Annotated in this window: 29 protein-coding genes; 1 reads left to right on the top strand and 28 read right to left on the bottom strand. The window is 59.0% G+C overall.

What is annotated here, in order from left to right; genetic code table 11:
* Window positions 1-52 precede the first annotated feature (52 nt).
* The 11 genes from rplO to ACRDT3_RS10515 all read right to left on the bottom strand — a co-directional run bounded on the left by rplO (window position 53) and on the right by ACRDT3_RS10515 (window position 6,173).
* On the bottom strand, window positions 53-505 hold the full coding sequence (gene rplO, locus ACRDT3_RS10565; RefSeq protein ID WP_431492930.1) for a 50S ribosomal protein L15: 453 nt from the start codon (window positions 503-505) through the stop codon (window positions 53-55).
* A 2-nt stretch (window positions 506-507) separates the two neighbouring features.
* A complete protein-coding gene (gene rpmD, locus ACRDT3_RS10560; protein WP_431492929.1) occupies window positions 508-714 on the bottom strand; it encodes a 50S ribosomal protein L30 in 207 nt (68 codons plus the stop codon).
* Between the two features lie 3 nt (window positions 715-717).
* Window positions 718-1,395: a 30S ribosomal protein S5 gene (gene rpsE / locus ACRDT3_RS10555; RefSeq protein WP_173362795.1), complete on the bottom strand. Its 678-nt coding sequence runs from the start codon at window positions 1,393-1,395 to the stop codon at window positions 718-720.
* A gap of 29 nt (window positions 1,396-1,424) precedes the next feature.
* Window positions 1,425-1,796: a 50S ribosomal protein L18 gene (gene rplR, locus ACRDT3_RS10550; protein ID WP_105657654.1), complete on the bottom strand. Its 372-nt coding sequence runs from the start codon at window positions 1,794-1,796 to the stop codon at window positions 1,425-1,427.
* Window positions 1,797-1,798: 2 nt separating this feature from the next.
* Window positions 1,799-2,335, bottom strand: a complete 537-nt coding sequence (gene rplF, locus ACRDT3_RS10545; RefSeq protein ID WP_431492928.1) for a 50S ribosomal protein L6 — start codon at window positions 2,333-2,335, stop codon at window positions 1,799-1,801.
* A gap of 20 nt (window positions 2,336-2,355) precedes the next feature.
* Window positions 2,356-2,754 (bottom strand): 30S ribosomal protein S8, encoded by a 399-nt coding sequence (rpsH, locus tag ACRDT3_RS10540; RefSeq protein ID WP_013349671.1) that lies wholly within the window; start codon window positions 2,752-2,754, stop codon window positions 2,356-2,358.
* A 57-nt stretch (window positions 2,755-2,811) separates the two neighbouring features.
* Window positions 2,812-3,381, bottom strand: a complete 570-nt coding sequence (rplE, locus tag ACRDT3_RS10535; protein ID WP_038992189.1) for a 50S ribosomal protein L5 — start codon at window positions 3,379-3,381, stop codon at window positions 2,812-2,814.
* Entirely contained in the window at window positions 3,381-3,725 is a 345-nt protein-coding gene (gene rplX / locus ACRDT3_RS10530; RefSeq protein WP_013349673.1) for a 50S ribosomal protein L24, read from the bottom strand. The genes rplE and rplX overlap by 1 nt, the downstream gene beginning before the upstream one ends.
* A 2-nt stretch (window positions 3,726-3,727) precedes the next feature.
* Window positions 3,728-4,099 (bottom strand): 50S ribosomal protein L14, encoded by a 372-nt coding sequence (gene rplN / locus ACRDT3_RS10525; protein WP_013349674.1) that lies wholly within the window; start codon window positions 4,097-4,099, stop codon window positions 3,728-3,730.
* 512 nt (window positions 4,100-4,611) lie between these two features.
* A complete protein-coding gene (locus ACRDT3_RS10520) occupies window positions 4,612-5,568 on the bottom strand; it encodes an endonuclease/exonuclease/phosphatase family protein (RefSeq protein WP_431492927.1) in 957 nt (318 codons plus the stop codon).
* 98 nt (window positions 5,569-5,666) lie between these two features.
* Window positions 5,667-6,173: a VOC family protein gene (locus ACRDT3_RS10515; RefSeq protein ID WP_431492926.1), complete on the bottom strand. Its 507-nt coding sequence runs from the start codon at window positions 6,171-6,173 to the stop codon at window positions 5,667-5,669.
* A gap of 72 nt (window positions 6,174-6,245) precedes the next feature.
* Between ACRDT3_RS10515 and ACRDT3_RS10510 the strand changes: the two genes are divergently transcribed.
* Entirely contained in the window at window positions 6,246-7,061 is an 816-nt protein-coding gene (locus tag ACRDT3_RS10510; RefSeq protein WP_431492925.1) for a helix-turn-helix domain-containing protein, read from the top strand.
* On the opposite strand, the gene ACRDT3_RS10505 is transcribed toward ACRDT3_RS10510, so the two are convergent.
* The 17 genes from ACRDT3_RS10505 to rpsL all read right to left on the bottom strand — a co-directional run bounded on the left by ACRDT3_RS10505 (window position 7,030) and on the right by rpsL (window position 21,556).
* Window positions 7,030-7,449 (bottom strand): RidA family protein, encoded by a 420-nt coding sequence (locus ACRDT3_RS10505; protein WP_431492924.1) that lies wholly within the window; start codon window positions 7,447-7,449, stop codon window positions 7,030-7,032. The two genes, ACRDT3_RS10510 and ACRDT3_RS10505, sit on opposite strands and share 32 nt — an antisense overlap.
* 99 nt (window positions 7,450-7,548) lie before the next feature.
* On the bottom strand, window positions 7,549-7,836 hold the full coding sequence (gene rpsQ, locus ACRDT3_RS10500; protein WP_105657660.1) for a 30S ribosomal protein S17: 288 nt from the start codon (window positions 7,834-7,836) through the stop codon (window positions 7,549-7,551).
* A complete protein-coding gene (rpmC, locus tag ACRDT3_RS10495; protein ID WP_105657661.1) occupies window positions 7,836-8,099 on the bottom strand; it encodes a 50S ribosomal protein L29 in 264 nt (87 codons plus the stop codon). The genes rpsQ and rpmC overlap by 1 nt, the downstream gene beginning before the upstream one ends.
* A gap of 2 nt (window positions 8,100-8,101) precedes the next feature.
* Complete coding sequence (gene rplP / locus ACRDT3_RS10490) at window positions 8,102-8,518, bottom strand: 50S ribosomal protein L16 (RefSeq protein ID WP_105657662.1); 417 nt, start codon at window positions 8,516-8,518, stop codon at window positions 8,102-8,104.
* Entirely contained in the window at window positions 8,519-9,301 is a 783-nt protein-coding gene (rpsC, locus tag ACRDT3_RS10485; protein WP_013349682.1) for a 30S ribosomal protein S3, read from the bottom strand.
* Window positions 9,302-9,667: a 50S ribosomal protein L22 gene (rplV, locus tag ACRDT3_RS10480; RefSeq protein ID WP_013349683.1), complete on the bottom strand. Its 366-nt coding sequence runs from the start codon at window positions 9,665-9,667 to the stop codon at window positions 9,302-9,304.
* 59 nt (window positions 9,668-9,726) lie between these two features.
* On the bottom strand, window positions 9,727-10,008 hold the full coding sequence (rpsS, locus tag ACRDT3_RS10475; protein WP_013349684.1) for a 30S ribosomal protein S19: 282 nt from the start codon (window positions 10,006-10,008) through the stop codon (window positions 9,727-9,729).
* A gap of 12 nt (window positions 10,009-10,020) precedes the next feature.
* Window positions 10,021-10,860, bottom strand: a complete 840-nt coding sequence (gene rplB / locus ACRDT3_RS10470) for a 50S ribosomal protein L2 (protein ID WP_105657663.1) — start codon at window positions 10,858-10,860, stop codon at window positions 10,021-10,023.
* A gap of 31 nt (window positions 10,861-10,891) precedes the next feature.
* The gene (gene rplW / locus ACRDT3_RS10465; protein ID WP_431492923.1) at window positions 10,892-11,194 is read right to left on the bottom strand and encodes a 50S ribosomal protein L23; all 303 of its coding nucleotides are present in this window, start codon (window positions 11,192-11,194) and stop codon (window positions 10,892-10,894) included.
* Window positions 11,191-11,793 (bottom strand): 50S ribosomal protein L4, encoded by a 603-nt coding sequence (gene rplD / locus ACRDT3_RS10460; protein WP_105657664.1) that lies wholly within the window; start codon window positions 11,791-11,793, stop codon window positions 11,191-11,193. Before rplD ends, rplW begins: the two co-directional genes overlap by 4 nt.
* Before the next feature lie 4 nt (window positions 11,794-11,797).
* A complete protein-coding gene (rplC, locus tag ACRDT3_RS10455; protein WP_431492922.1) occupies window positions 11,798-12,448 on the bottom strand; it encodes a 50S ribosomal protein L3 in 651 nt (216 codons plus the stop codon).
* Between the two features lie 20 nt (window positions 12,449-12,468).
* Entirely contained in the window at window positions 12,469-12,777 is a 309-nt protein-coding gene (rpsJ, locus tag ACRDT3_RS10450) for a 30S ribosomal protein S10 (RefSeq protein WP_013349689.1), read from the bottom strand.
* Between the two features lie 404 nt (window positions 12,778-13,181).
* Window positions 13,182-16,943 (bottom strand): hypothetical protein, encoded by a 3,762-nt coding sequence (locus ACRDT3_RS10445; protein ID WP_431492921.1) that lies wholly within the window; start codon window positions 16,941-16,943, stop codon window positions 13,182-13,184.
* A gap of 151 nt (window positions 16,944-17,094) precedes the next feature.
* Complete coding sequence (gene tuf, locus ACRDT3_RS10440) at window positions 17,095-18,285, bottom strand: elongation factor Tu (protein ID WP_431492920.1); 1,191 nt, start codon at window positions 18,283-18,285, stop codon at window positions 17,095-17,097.
* A 242-nt stretch (window positions 18,286-18,527) separates the two neighbouring features.
* Window positions 18,528-20,642: an elongation factor G gene (fusA, locus tag ACRDT3_RS10435; RefSeq protein WP_431492919.1), complete on the bottom strand. Its 2,115-nt coding sequence runs from the start codon at window positions 20,640-20,642 to the stop codon at window positions 18,528-18,530.
* Window positions 20,643-20,711: 69 nt separating this feature from the next.
* Window positions 20,712-21,182, bottom strand: coding sequence for a 30S ribosomal protein S7 (gene rpsG, locus ACRDT3_RS10430; RefSeq protein ID WP_013349693.1), 471 nt, complete (start codon window positions 21,180-21,182; stop codon window positions 20,712-20,714).
* A complete protein-coding gene (gene rpsL, locus ACRDT3_RS10425; protein ID WP_047119685.1) occupies window positions 21,182-21,556 on the bottom strand; it encodes a 30S ribosomal protein S12 in 375 nt (124 codons plus the stop codon). Before rpsL ends, rpsG begins: the two co-directional genes overlap by 1 nt.
* Between the last annotated feature and the right edge of the window lie 200 nt (window positions 21,557-21,756).

The following is a 21,756-nucleotide window of genomic DNA, read 5'->3' as shown; positions in this document are numbered from 1 at the left end:
TCACGTTGATTGCTCAACGCGAACCGGGACCATTCAAAGGCTTGACCCTGTATTAGAGGGTGTTTGCCGAGCCGCCAGCAGCAGCGATCTTCTCGGATGCGGAAGTCGAGAAGGCATCAACCTTCACGTCAACCTTAACCGTGATGTCGCCGGTGCCCAGGACCTTGACGGGCTGGTTCTTGCGAACGGCGCCCTTGGCAACCAGTGCCTCGACGGTGACTTCGCCACCTTCTGGGAACAGTTCCGAGATCTTGTCCAGGTTTACAACCTGGAACTCGACACGGAATGGGTTCTTGAAGCCGCGCAGCTTTGGCAGACGCATGTGCAGCGGAAGCTGACCACCTGCGAAGCCTGCCTTCACCTGGTAACGAGCCTTGGTACCCTTGGTACCGCGACCTGCGGTCTTACCCTTGGAGCCCTCACCGCGACCCACACGGGTCTTAGCGGTCTTGGCACCCTCAGCTGGGCGCAGGTGGTGAACCTTAAGTGCTTTTTCTTCAGCCATCTCTACTTCGCCTCCTCGACCTTCAGCAGGTGTGGGACCTTGTTGACCATGCCAACAGTCACAGGATCGGCGGTGCGCACAACGGTCTGACCGATGCGCTTCAGGCCCAGCGAGCGAACAACGTCGCGCTGGCCCTGGTTTCCACCAATGATGGACTTGACCTGGGTGATTGCCAGCTTGGCATCGCTTGGAACAATGTTCTTAGCCATTGATTAAGCACCTGCCTTCTGGGACTGGATGTGACGCAGCATTGCTGCTGGTGCAACCTCGTCCAGCGGAAGACCGCGGCGAGCTGCAACAGCTGCAGGCTCTTCCAGAGCCTTCAGCGCAGCAATGGTGCCCTGAACGATGTTGATCTGGTTCTGCGAACCCATCGACTTCGACAGGATGTCGTGGATGCCTGCGCACTCCAACACGGCGCGCACTGGGCCACCGGCGATAACACCGGTACCAGGAGCTGCTGGGCGGAGCAAGACAACGCCAGCGGCGGCCTCACCCTTGACCAGGTGTGGAATGGTGGTGCCAACGCGTGGAACGCGGAAGAAGGACTTCTTGGCCTCTTCTACGCCCTTTGCGATAGCAGCAGGAACTTCCTTGGCCTTACCGTAGCCAACGCCGACCATACCGTTGCCGTCGCCAACGACCACAAGTGCGGTGAAGCTGAAGCGACGACCACCCTTGACGACCTTGGAGACACGGTTGATTGCTACAACGCGCTCAAGGAACTTGTCCTTGTCTTCGTTGCGGCTATCCTTCTGGTCGCGACCACGACCGCGGCCTTCGCCACGTCCACGGCCTTCACCACGACCGCGGCCTTCGCCGCGACGGGATCCTGCGTTCTCGGTAGCGGGAGCCGATGCAGTCTCGACTGCTTCAGTAGCTTCAGACACCTGAGTTTCCTTCTTGTTAGTTGCTTCGCTCACAGTGCCAGCCCACCTTCACGTGCGCCGTCAGCAACAGCAGCCACGCGACCGTGGTACTTGTTGCCACCGCGGTCGAAGACAACTGCTTCGATGCCAGCAGCCTTGGCGCGCTCTGCAACGAGCTCACCAATGCGCTTGGACTTTGCGGTCTTGTCGGCATCGCTTGCGCGAAGATCTGCTTCCATGGTCGATGCGCTGGCCAGGGTGATACCCTGCGAGTCGTCTACGATCTGTACGAAGATGTGACGAGCCGAGCGGTTGACAACCAGGCGTGGACGAACGGAGGTACCAACGATGTGCTTGCGCAAACGCTGGTGACGACGACCGCGCTGAGCGGACTTGCTCTTGCCCTTGATTCCGATAGCCATGATTACTTACCAGCCTTTCCGACCTTGCGGCGGATGATCTCGCCAGCGTAGCGAATGCCCTTGCCCTTGTAAGGCTCGGTCTTGCGCAGCTTGCGGATGTTAGCGGCAACTTCACCGACGTGCTGCTTATCGATACCAGCAACGGTGATCTTGTTGTTGCCCTCGACCGAGAAGGTGATGCCGTCAACGGCAGCAACCTTCACTGGGTGCGAGTAGCCCAGAGCAAGCTCCAGCTCGGCACCCTTAGCCTGTACGCGGTAACCGGTACCGTGGATTTCGAGCTTCTTCTCGTAACCATCGGTCACACCAGTGATCATGTTGCTGATCAGGGTGCGGGTCAGACCGTGCAGCGAACGAGCCTCGCGGGAGTCGTTCGGGCGGCTGACGGTAACAGTGTTCTCGTCCTTGGCAACGGTGATTGGAGCCTTGACGGTGATCGAAAGTTCACCCTTAGGACCCTTGACGGCGACCAGCTGGCCGTCGACATTCAACTCAACGTTGGCAGGTACGGAAATCGGAAGACGTCCAATACGTGACATTGTATGTTTCCCCTTTCCCGTTACCAGACGTAGGCGAGGACTTCCCCACCCACGCCCTTCTTTGCAGCCTGACGGTCAGTAAGCAGACCGGAGGAGGTGGACAGGATAGCGATACCAAGACCACCGAGCACGTGAGGCAGGTTGGTGGACTTTGCGTAAACGCGAAGACCTGGCTTGGAGATACGGCGTACGCCAGCGATCGAACGCTCGCGCGATGGGCCGTACTTCAAAGTGATAGTCAGAGTCTTGCCGACTTCTGCAGCTACTTCCTCGAACGAGGCGATGTAGCCCTGTTCCTTGAGGATGTTAGCAATGCGCACTTTCAGCTTGCTCGACGGCATCGACACAGTGTCGTGGTAAGCCGAGTTGGCGTTGCGCAGACGAGTCAGCATATCTGCGACTGGATCTGTCATAGACATGTGGGCTTCAGCCCTTCCTCGTTACGGTTTCCTTAGCGGACCTGTAACGTAGTGAGATTAGTTGTTGGTCTTGAATGGGAAGCCCAGAGCCTTAAGCAAGGCACGGCCTTCGTCATCAGTCTTGGCGGTGGTAACGACAGTGATGTCCATACCACGTACGCGGTCAACCTTGTCCACATCGATTTCATGGAACATCGACTGTTCGGTCAGACCGAAAGTGTAGTTGCCATTGCCATCGAACTGGCGGTCGCTCAAGCCGCGGAAGTCGCGGATACGAGGCAGTGCCAGGGTGATCAGGCGGTCGACGAATTCCCACATGCGATCGTTACGCAGGGTGGTGTGGGTACCGATTGGCATGCCTTCGCGCAGCTTGAACTGAGCGATCGACTTGCGGGCCTTGGTAACCACTGGCTTCTGACCGGTAATTGCGGTCAGGTCGCGTACGGCGCCTTCAATGAGCTTCGAGTCCTTGGCTGCTTCGCCAACACCCATGTTCACGACAACCTTGGTCAGGGATGGTACCTGCATTGGGTTGGCGTAGTTGAACTGCTCCTGCAGGGCAGGGCGGATGTCAGCTGCGTACTTAGCCTTCAGACGTGGCTGGATCTTGGTGGCTGCTTCAGTCATTACAGATCCTTTCCGGAAGCCTTGGCGTAACGGACGCGTACAGTCTTGGACACGCCGTTCTTTTCAACGGTTTCCTCGCGGAAGCCGACGCGGGTTGGCTTCTTGGTCTCTGGGTCAACCACTGCAACGTTGGAAACGTGCACTGGAGCCTCGACAACCTCGATGCCGCCGGTGGTCGAACCGGATTCGGTCTGACCTGCCTTGGTGTGCTTGGTGACGCGGTTAACGCCTTCGACCAGCACGCGGTTGGACTCGGTAATGACCTTCAGGACCTTGCCCTGCAAGCCACGTTCCTTGCCAGCGATGACCTGAACCAGGTCACCCTTCTTGATCTTTGCGCCCATGGTTACAGCACCTCCGGAGCCAGCGAAACGATCTTCATGAACTTCTTGTCACGAAGCTCGCGGCCCACTGGGCCGAAAATACGAGTACCACGAGGATCGGCAGCGTCACCCTTGAGGATAACTGCAGCGTTCTCGTCGAACTTGATGTAGGAACCGTCTGCACGACGGATTTCCTTCTTGGTGCGAACGACGACTGCCTTTACGACGTCGCCCTTCTTCACGTTGCCGCCAGGAATTGCATCCTTGACGGTAGCGACAATGGTGTCGCCAATGCTTGCGTAGCGACGCTTCGAGCCACCAAGAACACGAATGGTAAGGATTTCCTTAGCACCAGTGTTATCGGCAACCTTAAGTCGCGACTCCTGCTGAATCACTTCTTACTCCTGTCGTCTCGCTGGTTCTCATGAATGAGCCTTGCGGAACGGATATGGTCTCCACGATACGTATCGCTTACCCCCACTGGCGCGGGCGCACCGAATGCTGATCCCAAATGCCGGCAGGGCCGAGGCGTAAAATATCGAGGCTGCACTTGCACGGCCAAACGGATTTGGACCGCACTGCATTATGTCGAAGGTGGATAGTCCCCGAACAACATGCGCACAGATTCTTAAGTCTAGCCTAGAGTGGCGCGAATCCGAAATGGTGTGGTAAGAGAAAAGCGAGCGTCGTTCGTCACACCAAGCACTGCGCAGATTCCCTGAATTTCGGGGTTTTGGCGCTGGCCTCCAGCTGGGCAACTGGCCGGTCGAGACGGCGTCAGGGTGCCAATCGTGGTGGACCAGGCGCTGCCGAGGATGAAAAGCAGCTGAATCGCCAAAAGTGAAATTAATTTTCGGTCAGCCCTGGGCAGCGCAAGCATCCGGCCAGCACCGGCAGGAATCATCGCTCAGCGAGCGAACTCGACAGTGGCGCTGACCGCAAGATGATCCGAGCCTTCAACGACGTGAGAAGAATAACCCGTCACGGACAGCCCCTTGGCCAGGATATGGTCAATGCCGATCAATGGCGCGAGCCCCCGGCCAGCTGGCCATGTCGAGCGGGGCCAGATTCCATCGGCCTGCTCATAGCCGTCCCCCAGGGCCCGGAATCCTGGATGGGCGCGAACGGAGTTGAAGTCGCCAGCAAGGATTATTGGATGATCCCGCTGCTGATCCGACCAGTCGTTGACCGCCGCCAAGCCCTGGCTCCATCGTTGCGCATCGCCAACCGGCGGGTAGATATGGATCCCGGCCACGCTAACGACCCCACCGGGTGCCTGCACATCGACGACAGGCAAGGCGTACCAACCGGTGTCCCCTGAATCCAGATCGGTGGTGCGCTCCTGCAGTGGATACTTTGAGAAGATCACAGTATCCCGTTCTCCTCCAGCAGGTGCTTCTAGGCTCCGATAGCCAAGTTCATCCAGGGCATCCAGTCCTGCCAGCTGCCGGTGCATAGATTCGCTGGTTTCAACAAGGACGAGAATCTGCGGATCCGTGGTCCTGATCAGTTCAGCTAGCTGTGCCGGGTCCGCTCCTGCCTTCAAGGCATTGAACGATAAGAGAACCAGCTCGGACTTGTCGCTTCCGGCTTGGCCAGCGGCAGAGCTCAATTGCAAATTGGGCAGGGCGCCGCAGACCAAGAACACCAGCACGAACCCGCTGAAGATCCACTGCTTGCGCAGTAGCCCGATAACCAGAACCACGGCCGGGAAGAGCAACAGGTATGGCTGGAACGCCTGCAGCTTGGGAATCCATCCAGCACCGAGGAAACCCAGAAACGGGAGGACGCCAATGGCTAAAGAAGCAACAAGAACCGTTCCAATGGGCCATCCCAGGCAAGGTTTTCGGGGACGTGTCATCATCCTCTGAGCTTATTCGAAGTAAACGACGATTCCACTCAGGATACTTTCGGCTCCGTTGGATTGCGACCGGGTTCGATTGCGGCTGGCCATTGGCTAATTCATGACTGCTGCGACGCCCACTGCGCTACGCGCTGGGCGCTCTCTTCCAGCGACAGGTCTTCCACCCTGGACATGATGGACCAACGCACTCCAAAGGGATCCAGGATCGAGGCAAAACGGTCCCCCGAGACGAAGTTGCTCAGTGGTTCACGAATGCTGGCTCCGGCGTCCACGGCCCTGGCCACCACAGCATCTGCATTTTCGCAGTAGAACCCCAAGGAGTAGCAGGCGTTCGGCGTAGTTGGCGGGCTGACTAGTCCGTAGGCCGGCGAAGGTTCCCCGATCTGCAAACGGCCATTGCCGAATTCAATTTCTGCATGCACGACAACGCCACCTATTGCTGTGGAATCAAGCACTGTCGCACCGAACACTTCTTCATAGAATGCCAGCGCTGCCCTTGCATTGGGCACAGCCAAGAATGGAGTCAGGCTGGTGAATCCATGAGGGACACCAGCAGTCGTATGTTTTCCCGTCACGCCTAGCGTGGCTTCATCTGGATTTTCCATATCCCTAGGCTAGGACTGTGTGGCACGCTGGTTCTTGTAAATATGCGACAACCTGCACGGGCGGTAGAGGCCATGGAATCAGCACCGGATCCCCGAGGCGTTCTCTACCCTGCCCGGCTACCGGCAATCGAGCGATTCTCTCCCGGTGCAGGCCTCCAGGATTTGGTCTCCTGGTTTTGGCTGGTGGATTGGAACATTGCGCCCGGACGCACCTCACGGCAGGAGCTCCTGCCGTTTCCGCAAATGAATCTGGTCATTGAACCAGAGGGCATCACGCTATCCGGCCCTGCCAGCGGTGCTTCGCACCGCGACCTGTCCGGGAGCAGTTGGGCAGTCTCGGCCTTGTTGCGGCCAGCGGCTGCGCAGGCTCTCAAGGTGGCTCCCGTCGAGTTGCTGGACCAGGAAATGCAGTTCAGCGCACCTGGGCTGCTGGCCGCGATAGCCAAGATCAAGGCTCAACCCGAGCAAGCGGACGCTGGGCCGGCGTGTGCTGAGCGCTTCGGTTCGTGGCTCACCGCTCACCTTCCAGCAGCCACAAGTTCTGGCCTTCAAGCCAATGAGCTGCTCGACACCGTCGCCGCGGAGCGCGGAATCGTAAGGGTTTCCCAATTGGCCCAGCGCCTGTCGCTCAGTACACGCAGCCTGCAACGGATTTCGGAAAGGTATTTGGGCCTGGTCCCGCTGGCGGTGATTCGGCGGTACCGTTTGCAAGAAGCTGCTCATCGGCTGCGCGAGGATCCTGCAGTTTCCATCGCTGGCATCGCTGCGGAGCTGGGATATGCGGATCAAGCCCACCTTGCGGCAGACTTCCGCAAAGTCTTGGGCTACTCCCCCGGCACCTATCGAAAGGCCGAAACTAGTCTGCCGGCACTGCCGCCACGGCACTGATTTCAACCAGCGCTCCTGGCAAACCGAGCTTCGCGACGAAGGCTGCAGTCACCAGTGGCGGTTCAGCAGCTGCCAATTGCGGGCCGATGGCGGCATAAACGCTATCGATGTCGATTCCTTCCACCAGGAGCACATTCCATTGCACAACGTCTTGGAGGCTCGCTTTGGCGGCAGCCAAGGCGAGCTTGGCATTTCCCAGCGCCTTGGCCGCCTGCGCTGCGGCGTCCCCGGCTCCGATCAGCTGCCCGGTGCCGTCTACGGCGTTCTGCCCACCCACATAGATAGTGCTGGCACCCGGCGGGACGATGGCTACGTGGCTGAAACCTGGCGAGTTGACGAGCCCTGCAGGGCGCAGTTTCCTGATCTGTTCCATAGTCCAGTGTGGCATTTTGCCCGCTGCTTTTTAAGACAGAAATGCCCCGAACTCTTCTTGCGAAAAGTCCGGGGCATTCTTCAATCACGAGATCCGTGAAATCGAAGCGAAAGCTTACTTAGCCTTCTCCACGATCTCAACGAGACGCCAGCGCTTGTCAGCCGACAGCGGGCGGGTCTCAGCGATTACAACCAAGTCGCCGATGCCGGCGTCGTTGTTCTCGTCGTGAGCCTTCACGTTCTTGTTGCGACGCATGACCTTGCCGTAAAGGGCGTGCTTAACACGGTCCTCAACGTCTACGACGATGGTCTTCTGCATCTTGTCAGATACCACGTAACCACGGAGGGTCTTGCGGTCGTTACGCTCGGTAGCGTTATCCACACCGTTCTCCTTCTCGCTCATTACTTGGAATCCTTCTTGGTTTCTTCAACCGGAACAACGACATCCTGACGAATGCCCAGCTCGCGCTCGCGCAGCACAGTGTAAATGCGTGCGATATCGCGCTTGATGGTCTTCAGGTTCCCGTGGGAATCCAGCTGGCCGGTAGCCGACTGGAAACGCAGGTTGAACAGTTCTGCCTTGGCCTTCTTCAATTCCTCGTTCAAACGAGCGGTATCGAAGCCGTCCAGGGACTCAATGCTAAGGTCTTTCGAGCCGATAGACATCCCTATTCACCACCTTCACGACGCACGATGCGTGCCTTCATTGGCAGCTTGTGGATTGCAAGACGCAATGCCTCTTTAGCTACCTCTTCACTGACGCCACCGAGTTCAAACATGACTCGTCCTGGCTTGACGTTGGCGACCCACCACTCCGGCGAACCCTTACCGGAACCCATGCGGGTTTCGGCAGGCTTCTTGGTAAGCGGACGGTCTGGGTAGATGTTGATCCAGACCTTACCGCCACGCTTGATGTAACGGGTCATGGCGATACGAGCGGCTTCGATCTGACGGTTAGTCACGTAAGCCGGGGTCAACGCCTGGATGCCGTACTCACCGAAAGCAACGGTGGTACCGCCCTTGGCAGCACCCGAACGCTTTGGGTGGTGCTGCTTGCGGAACTTCACACGACGTGGGATAAGCATTTAAGCCTGTCCTCCTTCCGCAGCCGGAGCTGCAGCGCCCTTGCGATCGTTACGACGACGGCGTTCGCCGCCACGTGGACGATCGTTGCCGCCGCCGCGGCCGCCACGAGCTGGAGCAGCAGCTTGCTGTGCAGCCAGTTCCTTGGCGGTTACGTCACCCTTGTAGATCCAGACCTTCACGCCGATACGGCCGAAGGTGGTCTTGGCTTCGAACTTGCCGAAGTCGATGTTCGCGCGCAGGGTGTGCAGTGGCACACGGCCTTCGCGGTAGAACTCCTTGCGGGACATTTCTGCGCCGCCAAGTCGACCGGAGCACTGAACGCGGATGCCCTTGGCACCAGCGCGCATTGCCGACTGCATTGCCTTCTTCATCGCACGGCGGAAAGCCACGCGGGAAGCAAGCTGCTCGGCGATGCCCTGGGCGACCAGCATGGCCTCCATGTCAGGGTTCTTGACCTCGAGGATGTTCAGCTGAACCTGCTTCTTGGTGAGCTTTTCCAGCTCGCCACGAATACGGTCAGCTTCTGCACCGCGACGACCAATTACGATACCTGGACGTGCAGTGTGGATATCCACACGTACGCGGTCACGGGTACGCTCGATCTCGACGCGGGCGATGCCAGCGCGGTCCATGCCGTTAGACAGCAGGGCGCGGATCTGGACATCTTCCTTCACGTAGTCAGCGTAACGCTGGCCTGGCTTGCTGGAATCAGCGAACCAGTGGGAAACGTGATCGGTGGTGATGCCGAGACGGAAACCGTTCGGGTTAATCTTCTGTCCCATTTAGTTCTCCCCACCCTTCTGCGTGGTTGAAACAACCACAGTCACGTGGCTGGTGCGCTTCTTGATCTGGAATGCGCGACCCTGTGCACGCGGCTGGAACCGCTTCATGGTCGGACCTTCGTCAACAAACGCTTCGCTGATAAACAGCTCGTCCTCATTGAATGCTTCACCTGCGCGGTCCGCGGCGGCACGGGCGTTAGCCACTGCCGATGCGACAACCTTGTATACCGGCTCCGAAGCTGCCTGTGGGGCAAACTTCAAGATGGCCAGTGCTTCGTTGGTCTGCAGACCACGAACAAGGTTGACGACGCGCCGGGCCTTCATAGGCGTTACGCGGATGTGACGCGCAATTGCCTTGGCTTCCATTGCTATCCTTCTCTCGTCTATCGAAGAAGTGCTAAGCGATACTAGTTCCCTTGCGGGGCCTAGCGGCGCTTGCCCTTCTTGTCGTCCTTCACGTGGCCACGGAACGTACGGGTTGGGGCAAACTCTCCGAGCTTGTGTCCAACCATGGATTCGGTTACGAACACAGGAATGTGCTTGCGACCGTCATGTACGGCGATGGTGTGTCCCAGCATGTCCGGGATGATCATCGAACGGCGGGACCACGTCTTGATGACGTTCTTGGTGCCCTTATCGTTTTCAGCAACGACCTTTAGGAACAGGTGCTGATCGACGAAGGGGCCTTTCTTCAGGCTGCGTGGCATGTTTCCAGGCTCCTATCGCTTGTTCTTGCCGGTCTTGCGGCGACGCACAATGAGCTTGTCGCTTTCCTTGTTTGGACGACGGGTGCGTCCCTCACGCTTACCGTTAGGGTTGACCGGGTGACGACCACCGGAGGTCTTGCCCTCACCGCCACCATGTGGGTGGTCAACTGGGTTCATGACAACGCCACGAACGGTTGGGCGTACGCCCTTCCAGCGCATACGGCCGGCCTTGCCCCAGTTGATGTTGATCTGCTCGGCGTTGCCAACTTCGCCGATGGTTGCGCGGCAGCGCACATCAACGTTGCGGATTTCGCCCGAAGGCAAACGCAGCTGAGCGTAGCGGCCCTCACGGGCTACCAGCTGGATCGAAGCACCAGCGGAACGAGCCATCTTAGCGCCGCCGCCTGGGCGAAGCTCAACAGCGTGAATCACGGTACCAACCGGGATGTTACGCAGTGGCAGGTTGTTGCCTGGCTTGATGTCGGCGCTTGCGCCGGCCTCAATTGGGTCACCCTGCTTGAGGTTGTTCGGTGCGATGATGTAGCGCTTGGTGCCGTCCACGTAGTGGAGCAGTGCGATACGAGCGGTACGGTTCGGGTCGTACTCGATGTGAGCGACCTTTGCCGGAACGCCGTCCTTGTCGTGACGACGGAAGTCGATAACACGGTAGGCGCGCTTGTGTCCGCCACCCTTGTGACGGGTGGTGATCTTACCGGTGTTGTTACGGCCGCCTGACTTGGTCAGGGGACGAACCAACGACTTTTCCGGAGTCGATCGGGTGATTTCTGCGAAGTCGGCTACCGACGAGCCGCGAAGGCCCGGGGTAGTCGGCTTGTACTTACGAATTCCCATTATTAATATTCCTCGTTAAAGTGGTCTCCGCTTAGGAAAGCGGACCGCCGAAGATGTCAATCGAGCCGTCCTTCAGGGTGATGATGGCGCGCTTGGTGCTCTTGCGCGTTCCCCACCCGAAGCGGGTGCGCTTGCGCTTACCAGCTCGGTTGATGGTGTTTACGGAGTCAACCTTGACGTTGAAGATAGCTTCAACGGCGTACTTGATTTCCGACTTGTTGGAGCTTGGTGCCACCTCGAAGGTGTACTGACCTTGATCGATCAGACCGTAGCTCTTTTCCGATACGACAGGTGCGATGACCACGTCGTGTGGAGCCTTTGAGAACGCGCTCACTTGGCTTCCTCCTTCTGGACCAGGGCATCGAAGGCAGCCTTGGTGAAGACTACGTCATCCGAAACCAGAACATCGTAGGTGTTCAGCTGGTCGACGTACAGAACGTGCACATTGACAAGGTTGCGAACCGAAAGGGCTGCAACATCGTTGGCGCGATCGATGACGACAAGCAGGTTCTTGCGCTCGGTGAGCGAACGCAAGGTAGCCAGAGCATCCTTGGTCGATGGCGTTTCGCCAGCAACCAAGTTCTCAATCACGTGAACGCGATCGAAGCGTGCGCGATCAGACAGGGCGCCGCGCAGTGCAGCAGCCTTCATCTTCTTCGGGGTACGCTGCGAGTAATCACGTGGGGTTGGACCGTGGACAATGCCACCACCGGTCATGTGTGGAGCACGGATCGAACCCTGACGGGCGCGGCCGGTACCCTTCTGCTTGAACGGCTTGCGACCTGCACCCGAAACCTCGGAGCGGTCCTTGGTCTTGTGGGTACCCTGGCGGGCAGCAGCAAGCTGTGCAACGACAACCTGGTGCAGCAGCGGGACGTTGGTCTGTACGTCGAAGATCTCTGCAGGCAGTTCGACGTTAAGTGCCTTAGTCATTTACTTATGCTCCCTTCACGGCGTTGCGTACGAGAACGACGCGGCCGCGGGCACCTGGAACGGCACCCTTGATCAGCAGGAGGTTCTTCTCAACGTCGATAGCGTGAATGGTCAGGTTCTGAGTGGTAACACGCTCAGCACCCATGCGACCGGCCATCTTCTGTCCGCGGAATACGCGACCTGGGGTCGATGCGCCGCCGATGGAACCTGGCTTACGGTGGTTCTTGTGAGCACCGTGCGATGCGCCAACACCGTGGAAGTTGTGACGCTTCATAACGCCGGCGAAGCCCTTACCCTTCGAGGTGCCTACGACGTCGACCTTCTGGCCGGCTTCGAAGACCTCTACGGAAAGTTCCTGGCCTGCGGTGTACTCGGCAGCGTCTGCGGTGCGCAGTTCTACCAAGTGGCGACGTGGGGTGACGCCAGCAGCCTCGAAGTGACCAGCCAGTGGCTTGGTGACCTTGCGAGGATCGATCTGGCCGTAGCCGATCTGAACTGCGGTGTAGCCATCGCGCTCTTCGTTGATGAGCTTGGTGACAACGTTGCTATCAGCCTGCACGACGGTGACAGGGATCAGGTTGTTGTTCGAATCCCAAACCTGGGTCATGCCGAGCTTCGTGCCCAGCAGGCCCTTGAAATTACGGGTTGCGGTCATAGTTTTCTCGCCACCTCCCCTTAAAGCTTGATTTCGATGTTGACATCCGCTGGCAGGTCGAGACGCATCAGCGAATCAACAGCCTTCGGGGTCGGATCGACGATGTCGATCAGACGCTTGTGCGTGCGCATTTCGAAGTGCTCACGGCTGTCCTTGTACTTGTGTGGCGAACGGATAACGCAGTACACGTTCTTCTCCGTTGGCAGCGGCACTGGGCCGACTACGGTTGCGCCTGCGCGCGTGACCGTCTCAACGATCTTCCGGGCCGAAACGTCAATGACCTCGTGGTCATACGACTTCAGCCGGATGCGGATTTTCTGTCCCGCCATGGCGTCATGCCTCTTTCTGTTAGCACTATCTAAAGTTTCTGTGCCTATATACGGGTCTTTGCAGACCGGCACGCCTTGCTCTGCGGCTGAATCCGAATCAGATCCGGGTTCCTCACCCGCAGGTGGCTCCGACCCCCGCGCTCGGGCGTGTCGCGAAATTTTCAGTCGCAACACTCCCACAAAGTTTTCACTTTATCGAAGGGCCTTATAGCTTGAAGCAGTCGTATCGATCCCGAACCCCAGGCATTATCCTGCGTGAGAGTCGATCCCGGTCGTTCAAACCAGACCGGTTACCCCATAAATGGGGACCGGGTTGCATTGAAGCAACTTATCTAGTCTGACAGGTCGGCAACGATCGCGCAAATCTTTTATGCCTATCCGCGCCCGTGATCTTGACCTCACGCCTAGCGTGGCTCATCATGGCCGGTCGGTTCCTGCCCCGGAGGCGTCGGTGGATCAACAGGGCTGTCCGGATTCGCCGGCACAGAATTCTGCTTGTCGACCTTCACCAGCTTGAAGACCGCGGCAGCAATCAACCCCAAGCCAATGATCACCAGCCAGAGGAAAGCCAGATCACGCAGGAACCACAAGACGGCCAAGGTGATAGCCACCGCACCCCACCAAATGTACAGCCGCTCCCCCAGCTTCAAGCCCCAGGCCACCAAGCCACCGAAGAAGACCAGGCCGATCACCTGCGCATCACCATTGGAGTCGATCAGCGCGGTGAGCAAGGCCAGGCTGCCGGACACCGAGGCGGCCAGCAGGTAGATCTTCTCCAATTGCGCGTTGGCCCTGATATTGCGCCACGCCACCAGCACGACCGCAATGATGCAGGCGTAGGCTGCCAAGTTGCTGGCTCGCGGGGTGCCAAGGATCTGCGCATAGCTGCTCAGCGCAAGCAGCGCACCCAGGAGGATGAAGCCGTCCACCGCGTAGGGCACAAGCCGTTGCGGTAGCTCAAATAGCCGCACCAGCACCGCAACGCCGAAGACCAGCAGCGCTCCGCCTACCACCCGCCAGTTCGCACCGCCATCCAGGTGGGCGATGCCACCGGCCAGCAAGAGGGCCAGGAGCATTCCAGCGAAGTACAACCGCGAGGCGCTGCCGGGCGGATCGGCGTGGCGGTAGCCGAATTCCGGATAGCCGGGCATCGGGTCCTTCATCCGCCCATGGAAGATGGCCAGCAGGTACAGCGCTATGCCCGCGCCAATCAGCGCCCATGCGACATCCATCGGCGCGAGGATCCACGCCCCGCCAGCTTGCCGCATTTCGAAGACGGCACGCAGGATGGCGACGCACAGCATGATGCTGGCTCCGGCGGCATACCAGGCACTCTTACGCGTGTGCACCATCAGGATGAAGGCCAGAGCCAGCAGCAGGTGCGTGCCAACTGCCCACCACGACCCCGCCTGCCACGCGGCGGCCCAAGCAGCCGGGAGGAAGATGGCCAGGCCCAGGGCCATCGAGTACTGCTTATTCGTACGCAACCGCCATTCAAGGAAGAGCGCCGCCAGGCTCAGGGCAAGCAGCATCGCGCAAGCAACCTGCGAACTCCACCACGTGGAGCGGACCCATCCGGTCCCATCGCCCATGGCCAGCGCCGGAATGCTGATCATCAGGATCAGTGACAGGATCGGGGCAAACAGATAGAACTGGCCCTTGGCCACCGTTAGGGTGGTCTCGGCCTTGAATGCGGCCAAGCCGTGCAGTCCGAAGAACAGGCAGGCCAAGAGCGCCGCTCCCCGATCCATGCCGCCCATGAACTGGCCATAGGCCAGCGTCGCCACTGGGATGCCAACCAGCAGCCCAACAGCCATCCAGCGCAATTCCCTGCGCAGCGCTTTGCCCGTGCGGATGCTGGCCAGCAAACGGAACAGCTGCGGGATGGCCACCGAAACCAGCAGCAGGCAGAACCGGCCGTGGATGTCGAATTCCATGCTGTAGGCAAACCACCACACCATGGAGCTGAAGAGCACCTGGGCCAGCGCGGCATAGAGGATCTTCCACTGCGTCTTGGTGCTGCGGCGCAGGCACCAGATGAAATACCCCAAGCTTGCCGAGCCGATGAGGATCGCCAGCAGCCAGATGTCCTTGCCGAAGCTGAGCGCATAGAGCCCCATCAGCAGGCAGGCCGCCGCCAGGTTGACCGGCTTATCCAGCTCGGGGCGCTGAGCAGGAAGATCTCGAAGCTTCCAACCCGAGGCAATGACCAGGCCAACGGCGATCGCGAGGCCAGTGATGAACCAGGCCAGTCCGCCGATGCCAAGGAACAGCACGTTGCCTTCGCTTGCGTAGCCATAGTCGCCAGCGGTTGACAGCAGTCGCAGGCCAATGAGCAGCACCGCGCCAAGCAATGCCGAAGCGGCCATGCGGCCCAGGCGGTGCCCCTGCGCCATGCCGGGATCCAGCAAGGCACGGTTCGCCAGATTCGCCGCCCACAAGATGAACAGCACGAAGAGCACCGCAATCAACGGGGCAGAGTTCTCGGACTTCCCGGAGTCCCCGGCCGTGAGCTCATGGAGCGCAGCGCCGAGCACGCCTGCGCCAACCAGCGTGAGAACCCAGCGCGCACGGCCCGCCATTTCCCTAGGCAAGTCGCGGGCGTTGCGATGAGCCAGCGAAAGCCCGAGCAGGGCCAGGGCGAATACCACCAGCGGGCGCCAGCTGTGGTTCTGCATATCAACCAGCGCTACCAGGGGAAGGACCGCGATGACTCCCGCTTCCATCTTGGCGCTGCGCAGCAGGCCAGGAATGCACAACACCAAGAAGATGGGAACCGCGATGTAGCTGAGCACGAAGGCCTCGAAGCCCTGCGCGTAGAGATAGGCGCCGGTCACTGAAACGACACCCGAGCACCACAGCACCGCACGTTCACTTTGCAGATGCCTGCGCGCCAGTCCAAGTCTCTGCTGGTAGCCGGTGGAGCAGAGCAATACCGCTACGGCCTGGAGCCCGAAGGCGAAGGCGAGCACCAGCCAGGTGCTCGTCCCGGAGAAGCCGAGGTAGTTGCAGCCGGCCACGAGCATCGCCATGAAAGCAGCGCGGGCAGCGTAGGTGCGAAGCAACCGCAGGTTGGGAAGCAGCCTGACGCTGAGCAGCAACTGGGCGGTGAGCAAGGCGAAGATCCAGAACAAATCACGGCTGGTGAGCATCTCGAAGAGGATCACCGAGAGCGCGAAGACAAACGCAGGCAGCAGCTGCGCGGTGCCCAGCAGAGCCTGGAAGAAGATTGAGTGGCGGATCCTTTCGCTGCGTACCCCCAGGAGCATCAGCACAATCGAGAGCACCAGCAGGATCAGCATGTAGTACAGGACGCCACGCTGCATCGCGGCCGCGCTGGCCATGGCGGTGCTGACCAGAATCAGCACGGCGACCCAGGCCAATACACGGGACTTGAACGTAATCGTTGCGTAGCCCACGGCTACCGTACCGATGGCCGAGAAAACCAGCCAGGTCGCAGGGCCGGATATGGTCACGGTGTTGTAGGTAGCGATGGCGCACAGCGGCAGCAGGGCCAGCCCGGTGCCGGCAAAGGCGGCTCCGGCCGGCCGCAAGGATGGCTTCACCGCGAAGGTTACAAGGCCGCCGCCGTAGAAGGCGGCTGACAGCAGGAAGAAGGCGATGAGCTTTGACAGCGGCGGGAGCGCGAAGCTCAGGAATAGTGCGCCGGCGGCAACGATCATCAAGGCCGCGACGTAGAGCGTGATGTTGATGTTGCGCAGTTCGCGCTCGCGCTTGGTAAGCACCTTGATGGGCTTTGCTGGCGCAGCGGGCCGGGGCGGGGCCATGGGGGCAGGCGCGCGGTAGGCGGGAGCAGGACCGGCCGCGGCTGGCTGGAGGTATGGCTGGCTGGCAGGGGCCATCGGTGCAGCCGGCGCCGCATCGCCGCTACTTGATGCCTGCGGCCGGGCTGGCTGCGGCTGGAGCTGCGGTGCCGGGATTCCGGGTGCTTCGGCAGCTGTCGGTGCCGGTGCCGGGGCAGCCGGTGGCCCGGCTTGCCCCAGGTACTTCACTGCCTCGTCGTAGCCTTTCTGCCAGGCTTCGCCCAGTGCATCAAGCTGTTGCTGGCTTTGCGATTTCCCGCGTTGGCCCTGGCGCCGGCCGAGGCCGAAAGCCAACAGGACCAAGATGATAGAAACGATGATCCAGCCCATCATTGAAGCCACTCCCCCACTTAGCGAATTGTTGCGCTCTCCAATTAGACCACCTTCTAGATATATTCACTAGCTGACGCTCGCATTTAACGAAAAAATCCCCCAGCACATAAGTGCTGGGGGAATTTTCAGTCCGCTAGGGAACTACATCCACAAGTATTGACTACTTGGTGATGGTGGTAACCTTGCCCGAACCAACGGTGCGGCCGCCTTCGCGAATTGCGAAGCCGAGGCCCTCTTCCATGGCGATTGGCTGGATCAGCTCAACCGACATTTCGGTGTTGTCGCCAGGCATAACCATTTCGGTGCCCTCTGGGAGGGTGATAACGCCGGTTACGTCGGTGGTGCGGAAGTAGAACTGCGGACGGTAGTTCGAGTAGAACGGGTTGTGACGTCCGCCTTCGTCCTTCGACAGGATGTAGACGTTAGCTTCGAAGTTGGTGTGTGGGGTGATCGAGCCTGGAGCTACGATAACCTGGCCACGCTCAACATCGTCGCGCTTCAGACCGCGAAGCAGCAGACCACAGTTCTCGCCAGCCCATGCTTCGTCGAGCTGCTTGTGGAACATCTCGATACCGGTAACGGTAGTCTTCTGGATTGGGCGGATGCCTACAATCTCAACTTCCGAGTTCAGTGCCAGGGTGCCACGCTCGGCGCGACCGGTAACAACGGTACCGCGGCCGGTGATGGTGAAGACATCTTCAATTGGCATCAGGAATGGCTTGTCGCGGTCGCGAACTGGATCTGGGATGAAGCTGTCAGCAGCGTCCATCAGTTCCTCAACAGCTGCAACCCACTTTGGATCGCCTTCCAGAGCCTTCAGGCCCGAAACGCGGATAACTGGAGCGTCGTCGCCATCGAAGCCCTGCGAGGACAGAAGTTCGCGAACTTCCATCTCCACGAGCTCGAGCAGCTCTTCGTCATCAACCATGTCCGACTTGTTCAGTGCAACCATCAGGGTTGGAACACCAACCTGGCGGGCCAGCAGAACGTGCTCGCGGGTCTGAGCCATCGGGCCATCGGTAGCGGCAACAACGAGGATTGCGCCGTCCATCTGAGCAGCACCGGTGATCATGTTCTTGACATAGTCAGCGTGACCTGGAGCGTCTACGTGTGCGTAGTGGCGCTTCTCGGTCTGGTACTCGATGTGCGAGATGTTGATGGTAATACCGCGCTGGCGCTCTTCCGGTGCCGAGTCGATGTTAGCGAAGTCGCGCTGTTCGTTCAGGTCTGGGTACTTGTCAGCCAGAACCTTGGAGATTGCCGCGGTCAGAGTGGTCTTACCGTGGTCAACGTGACCGATGGTACCAATGTTGACGTGCGGCTTGTTGCGCTCGAACTTTGCCTTTGCCACAAGTTCCTCCTAGAAACATTTACAGAAGACATTCTTCGTCTGCGCGGTTCGCAAACGAACTAGAAATAGTCTACTGGGGGCTTGGATAATTTAGGAAATTCCGGTCCTCTGCGGGGCCTGCATTGTGATGCAAATCCCTCGTTGGCCGTTTGCGGTGCCGGCTCCGTTTTTCAACGGAACCGGCCCGCGATCGGCCACTTCCCCGCTAAGGGGGTCACGGCCAGGTTTTTATTCCGAGACGATTACTCGCCGCGGGACTTCTGGATGATCTCGTCGGCAACTGCCTTCGGGACCTCAGAGTAGCTGTCGAAGGTCATCGAGTAAACTGCGCGACCCTGGGTCTTGGAACGCAGGTCACCAATGTAACCGAACATCTCGGACAGTGGCACACCAGCGCGGATGACCTTGACGCCAGCAGCGTCGGACATCTCCTGGATGGAACCACGGCGGGAGTTCAAGTCACCGATGACATCGCCCATGTACTCTTCTGGGGTACGGACTTCAACGCTCATCAGTGGTTCAAGCAGAACAGGGTTAGCGCGGCGTGCGCCTTCCTTGAATACCTGGGAACCAGCGATCTTGAAGGCCATTTCCGAGGAGTCGACATCGTGGTAAGCACCATCGATGAGGGTAGCCTTGACGCCAACCAGTGGGTAGCCTGCGAGGATACCGTACTGCATTGCGTCCTGGATACCAGCGTCAATGGAAGGGATGTATTCGCGAGGAACACGACCACCGGTTACGGCGTTCTTGAACTCGTAGGTTACGCCGTCAACAACTTCCAGAGGCTCGAACGAGACCTGGACCTTTGCGAACTGGCCCGAACCACCGGTCTGCTTCTTGTGGGTGAAGTCAACCTTCTCCACAGCCTTCTTGATGGTTTCGCGGTATGCAACCTGTGGCTTGCCGACGTTGGCCTCAACGCGGAATTCGCGCTTCATGCGGTCAACGAGGATGTCCAAGTGAAGCTCGCCCATGCCGCCGATTTCGGTCTGGCCGGTGTCTTCGTTCAGGGAGACGGTGAAGGTTGGATCTTCTGCGGACAGCTTCTGGATAGCGGTCGACAGCTTTTCCTGGTCACCCTTGGTCTTTGGTTCGATGGCAACGAAGATCACTGGATCCGGGAAGCTCATCGACTCAAGAACGATTGGGTTCTGCGGATCGCACAGGGTGTCACCGGTGGTGGTGTCCTTCAGGCCGATCACAGCGTAGATGTGACCTGCGTGGATCTCGTCTACCGGCTGCTCCTTGTTGGAGTGCATCTGGAAGAGCTTGCCAACGCGTTCCTTCTTCTGCTTGGTGGAGTTCAGCAGCTGTGCGCCGGACTCTGCCCTGCCCGAGTAAACGCGGATGAAGTTCAACTGGCCGAAGAATGGGTGAGCAGCAATCTTGAATGCCAGCGCCGAGAATGGTGCATCCTCGGAAGGCTCGCGAGTGAGCTCGATTTCTTCGTTCTTTGGATCGTGACCAACCATTGCGCCCACGTCGAGCGGGGAAGGCAAGAAGTCGATAACAGCGTCGAGCATTGGCTGCACGCCGCGGTTCTTGAAGGCCGAACCACAGAATACTGGGTAAGCTTCCGAGTTCACGGTCAGCTTGCGGATGCCAGCCTTCAGTTCCTCGATCGAGACCTCTTCGCCTTCGAGGTACTTCTCCATGAGCTCTTCGGATGCCTCAGCGACATCTTCAACCAGCTTGGCGCGGTACTCTTCAGCCTTTTCCTGCAGGTCTGCTGGGATTTCCTGGACTTCGTAAGCAGCGCCCATGGTGACGTCACCCTTGGAGTCGCCTTCCCAAACGAAAGCCTTCATGGTCAGCAGATCCACAACGCCGGTGAACTCCGACTCGGAGCCGATTGGCAGCTGCATTACCAGCGGCTTGGCACCCAAGCGCTTGATGATGGTCTCTACGGTGAAGTAGAAGTCAGCACCCAGCTTGTCCATCTTGTTGACGAAGCAGATACGTGGAACGTCGTACTTGTCAGCCTGGCGCCAAACGGTCTCAGACTGAGGCTCAACGCCTTCCTTGCCATCGAAGACGGCAACGGCGCCATCGAGCACGCGCAGCGAGCGCTCCACCTCAACGGTGAAGTCAACGTGGCCCGGGGTATCGATGATGTTGATCTGGTTCTTATTCCAGAAGCAGGTAACGGCCGCGGAGGTAATGGTGATACCGCGTTCCTTCTCCTGCTCCATCCAGTCGGTGGTCGAAGCACCGTCGTGGGTTTCACCGAGCTTGTGGTTCACACCCGTGTAGAAAAGGATGCGCTCAGTAGTAGTGGTCTTACCGGCATCGATGTGAGCCATGATGCCGATGTTGCGGACCTTGTTAAGGTCAGTAAGCACGTCCTGTGCCACGTTGTCTCCCTATAAGGTGAGGCCGGAATTGCTGGGCATCGGTTGATGCCCAGCTTTTCCGAGCGGTTCTTACCAGCGGTAGTGTGCGAAGGCCTTGTTGGACTCGGCCATCTTGTGAGTGTCTTCGCGACGCTTCACAGCGGCACCCAGACCGTTCGATGCGTCCAGGATCTCGTTCATCAAACGTTCGATCATGGTCTTCTCGCGGCGAGCCTTCGAGTAGCCAACCAGCCAGCGCAGAGCCAGTGCGGTTGCACGGCCTGGCTTGACCTCAACAGGAACCTGGTAGGTAGCGCCACCGACACGGCGGGAACGAACCTCGAGGGCTGGACGGATGTTGTCCATGGCCTTCTTGAGGGTCGAAACAGCGTCGGCGCCGGACTTTGCTGCGGCACCTTCGAGTGCACCGTAAACAATGCGCTCTGCAGTGGACTTCTTGCCGTCTACGAGAACCTTGTTGATCAACTGGGTGACCAATGGGGAGTCGAAGACTGGATCAGAAACTAGTGGGCGCTTTGGCGCCGGACCCTTACGAGGCATTACTTACCATCCTTCTTTGCACCGTAGCGGGAACGAGCCTGCTTACGATCCTTCACACCCTGGGTATCCAGAGCACCACGAACAATCTTGTAGCGAACACCTGGAAGGTCCTTTACACGACCACCGCGAACGAGCACGATGGAGTGTTCCTGCAGGTTGTGTCCGACACCTGGAATGTAAGCGGTAACTTCGATGCCACCGGCAAGGCGCACACGTGCGACCTTACGCAGAGCCGAGTTTGGCTTCTTCGGGGTGGTGGTGTACACACGGGTGCACACGCCACGGCGCATTGGGTTGCCCTTAAGGGCAGGGGCCTTGGTCTTGACGACCTTAGGCGAGCGGCCCTTGCGGACCAGCTGCTGAATAGTAGGCACTTTCGTGTCCTTCCATTGTCTAAGTTCTTCGGCAACACGACGAAAACGCCTAAGCCTAGAAAAGTTTTAGCGCTTCGCAATGTAGCTAGCTGCTTGCTTTACCGCCCACTCAGAATCAAAAGTCCCTAGGCGTGCGAAAGTGTGGCATTCGTTGCGCAACCTACCCGCAACCCGGACGGAGTCCATTTTGCCACACATAA

It is taken from the genome of Glutamicibacter sp., assembly GCF_050701915.1.
GTDB lineage: Bacteria > Actinomycetota > Actinomycetes > Actinomycetales > Micrococcaceae > Glutamicibacter.
Note: the sequence above shows the minus strand (reverse complement) of the source record. Positions and strands in the feature narration are given on the sequence as shown.

Coding starts and splice junctions, on each gene's coding strand:
- ACRDT3_RS10520 (WP_431492927.1), bottom strand. CDS start 5,568: ATGATGACACGTCCCCGAAAACCTTGCCTGGGATGGCCCATTGGAACG.
- rplP (WP_105657662.1), bottom strand. CDS start 8,518: ATGCTTATCCCACGTCGTGTGAAGTTCCGCAAGCAGCACCACCCAAAG.
- ACRDT3_RS10515 (WP_431492926.1), bottom strand. CDS start 6,173: ATGGAAAATCCAGATGAAGCCACGCTAGGCGTGACGGGAAAACATACG.
- ACRDT3_RS10505 (WP_431492924.1), bottom strand. CDS start 7,449: ATGCCACACTGGACTATGGAACAGATCAGGAAACTGCGCCCTGCAGGG.
- rpsJ (WP_013349689.1), bottom strand. CDS start 12,777: ATGGCGGGACAGAAAATCCGCATCCGGCTGAAGTCGTATGACCACGAG.
- rpmD (WP_431492929.1), bottom strand. CDS start 714: ATGGCTAAGAACATTGTTCCAAGCGATGCCAAGCTGGCAATCACCCAG.
- rplV (WP_013349683.1), bottom strand. CDS start 9,667: ATGGAAGCCAAGGCAATTGCGCGTCACATCCGCGTAACGCCTATGAAG.
- rplE (WP_038992189.1), bottom strand. CDS start 3,381: ATGACTGAAGCAGCCACCAAGATCCAGCCACGTCTGAAGGCTAAGTAC.
- ACRDT3_RS10510 (WP_431492925.1), top strand. CDS start 6,246: ATGGAATCAGCACCGGATCCCCGAGGCGTTCTCTACCCTGCCCGGCTA.
- rplO (WP_431492930.1), bottom strand. CDS start 505: ATGGCTGAAGAAAAAGCACTTAAGGTTCACCACCTGCGCCCAGCTGAG.
- rplD (WP_105657664.1), bottom strand. CDS start 11,793: ATGACTAAGGCACTTAACGTCGAACTGCCTGCAGAGATCTTCGACGTA.
- rpmC (WP_105657661.1), bottom strand. CDS start 8,099: ATGTCTATCGGCTCGAAAGACCTTAGCATTGAGTCCCTGGACGGCTTC.
- rplB (WP_105657663.1), bottom strand. CDS start 10,860: ATGGGAATTCGTAAGTACAAGCCGACTACCCCGGGCCTTCGCGGCTCG.
- rplX (WP_013349673.1), bottom strand. CDS start 3,725: ATGGGCGCAAAGATCAAGAAGGGTGACCTGGTTCAGGTCATCGCTGGC.
- rpsS (WP_013349684.1), bottom strand. CDS start 10,008: ATGCCACGCAGCCTGAAGAAAGGCCCCTTCGTCGATCAGCACCTGTTC.
- rplF (WP_431492928.1), bottom strand. CDS start 2,335: ATGTCACGTATTGGACGTCTTCCGATTTCCGTACCTGCCAACGTTGAG.
- rpsC (WP_013349682.1), bottom strand. CDS start 9,301: ATGGGACAGAAGATTAACCCGAACGGTTTCCGTCTCGGCATCACCACC.
- rplC (WP_431492922.1), bottom strand. CDS start 12,448: ATGACCGCAACCCGTAATTTCAAGGGCCTGCTGGGCACGAAGCTCGGC.
- rpsQ (WP_105657660.1), bottom strand. CDS start 7,836: ATGAGCGAGAAGGAGAACGGTGTGGATAACGCTACCGAGCGTAACGAC.
- rpsH (WP_013349671.1), bottom strand. CDS start 2,754: ATGTCTATGACAGATCCAGTCGCAGATATGCTGACTCGTCTGCGCAAC.
- rplR (WP_105657654.1), bottom strand. CDS start 1,796: ATGGCTATCGGAATCAAGGGCAAGAGCAAGTCCGCTCAGCGCGGTCGT.
- rpsG (WP_013349693.1), bottom strand. CDS start 21,182: ATGCCTCGTAAGGGTCCGGCGCCAAAGCGCCCACTAGTTTCTGATCCA.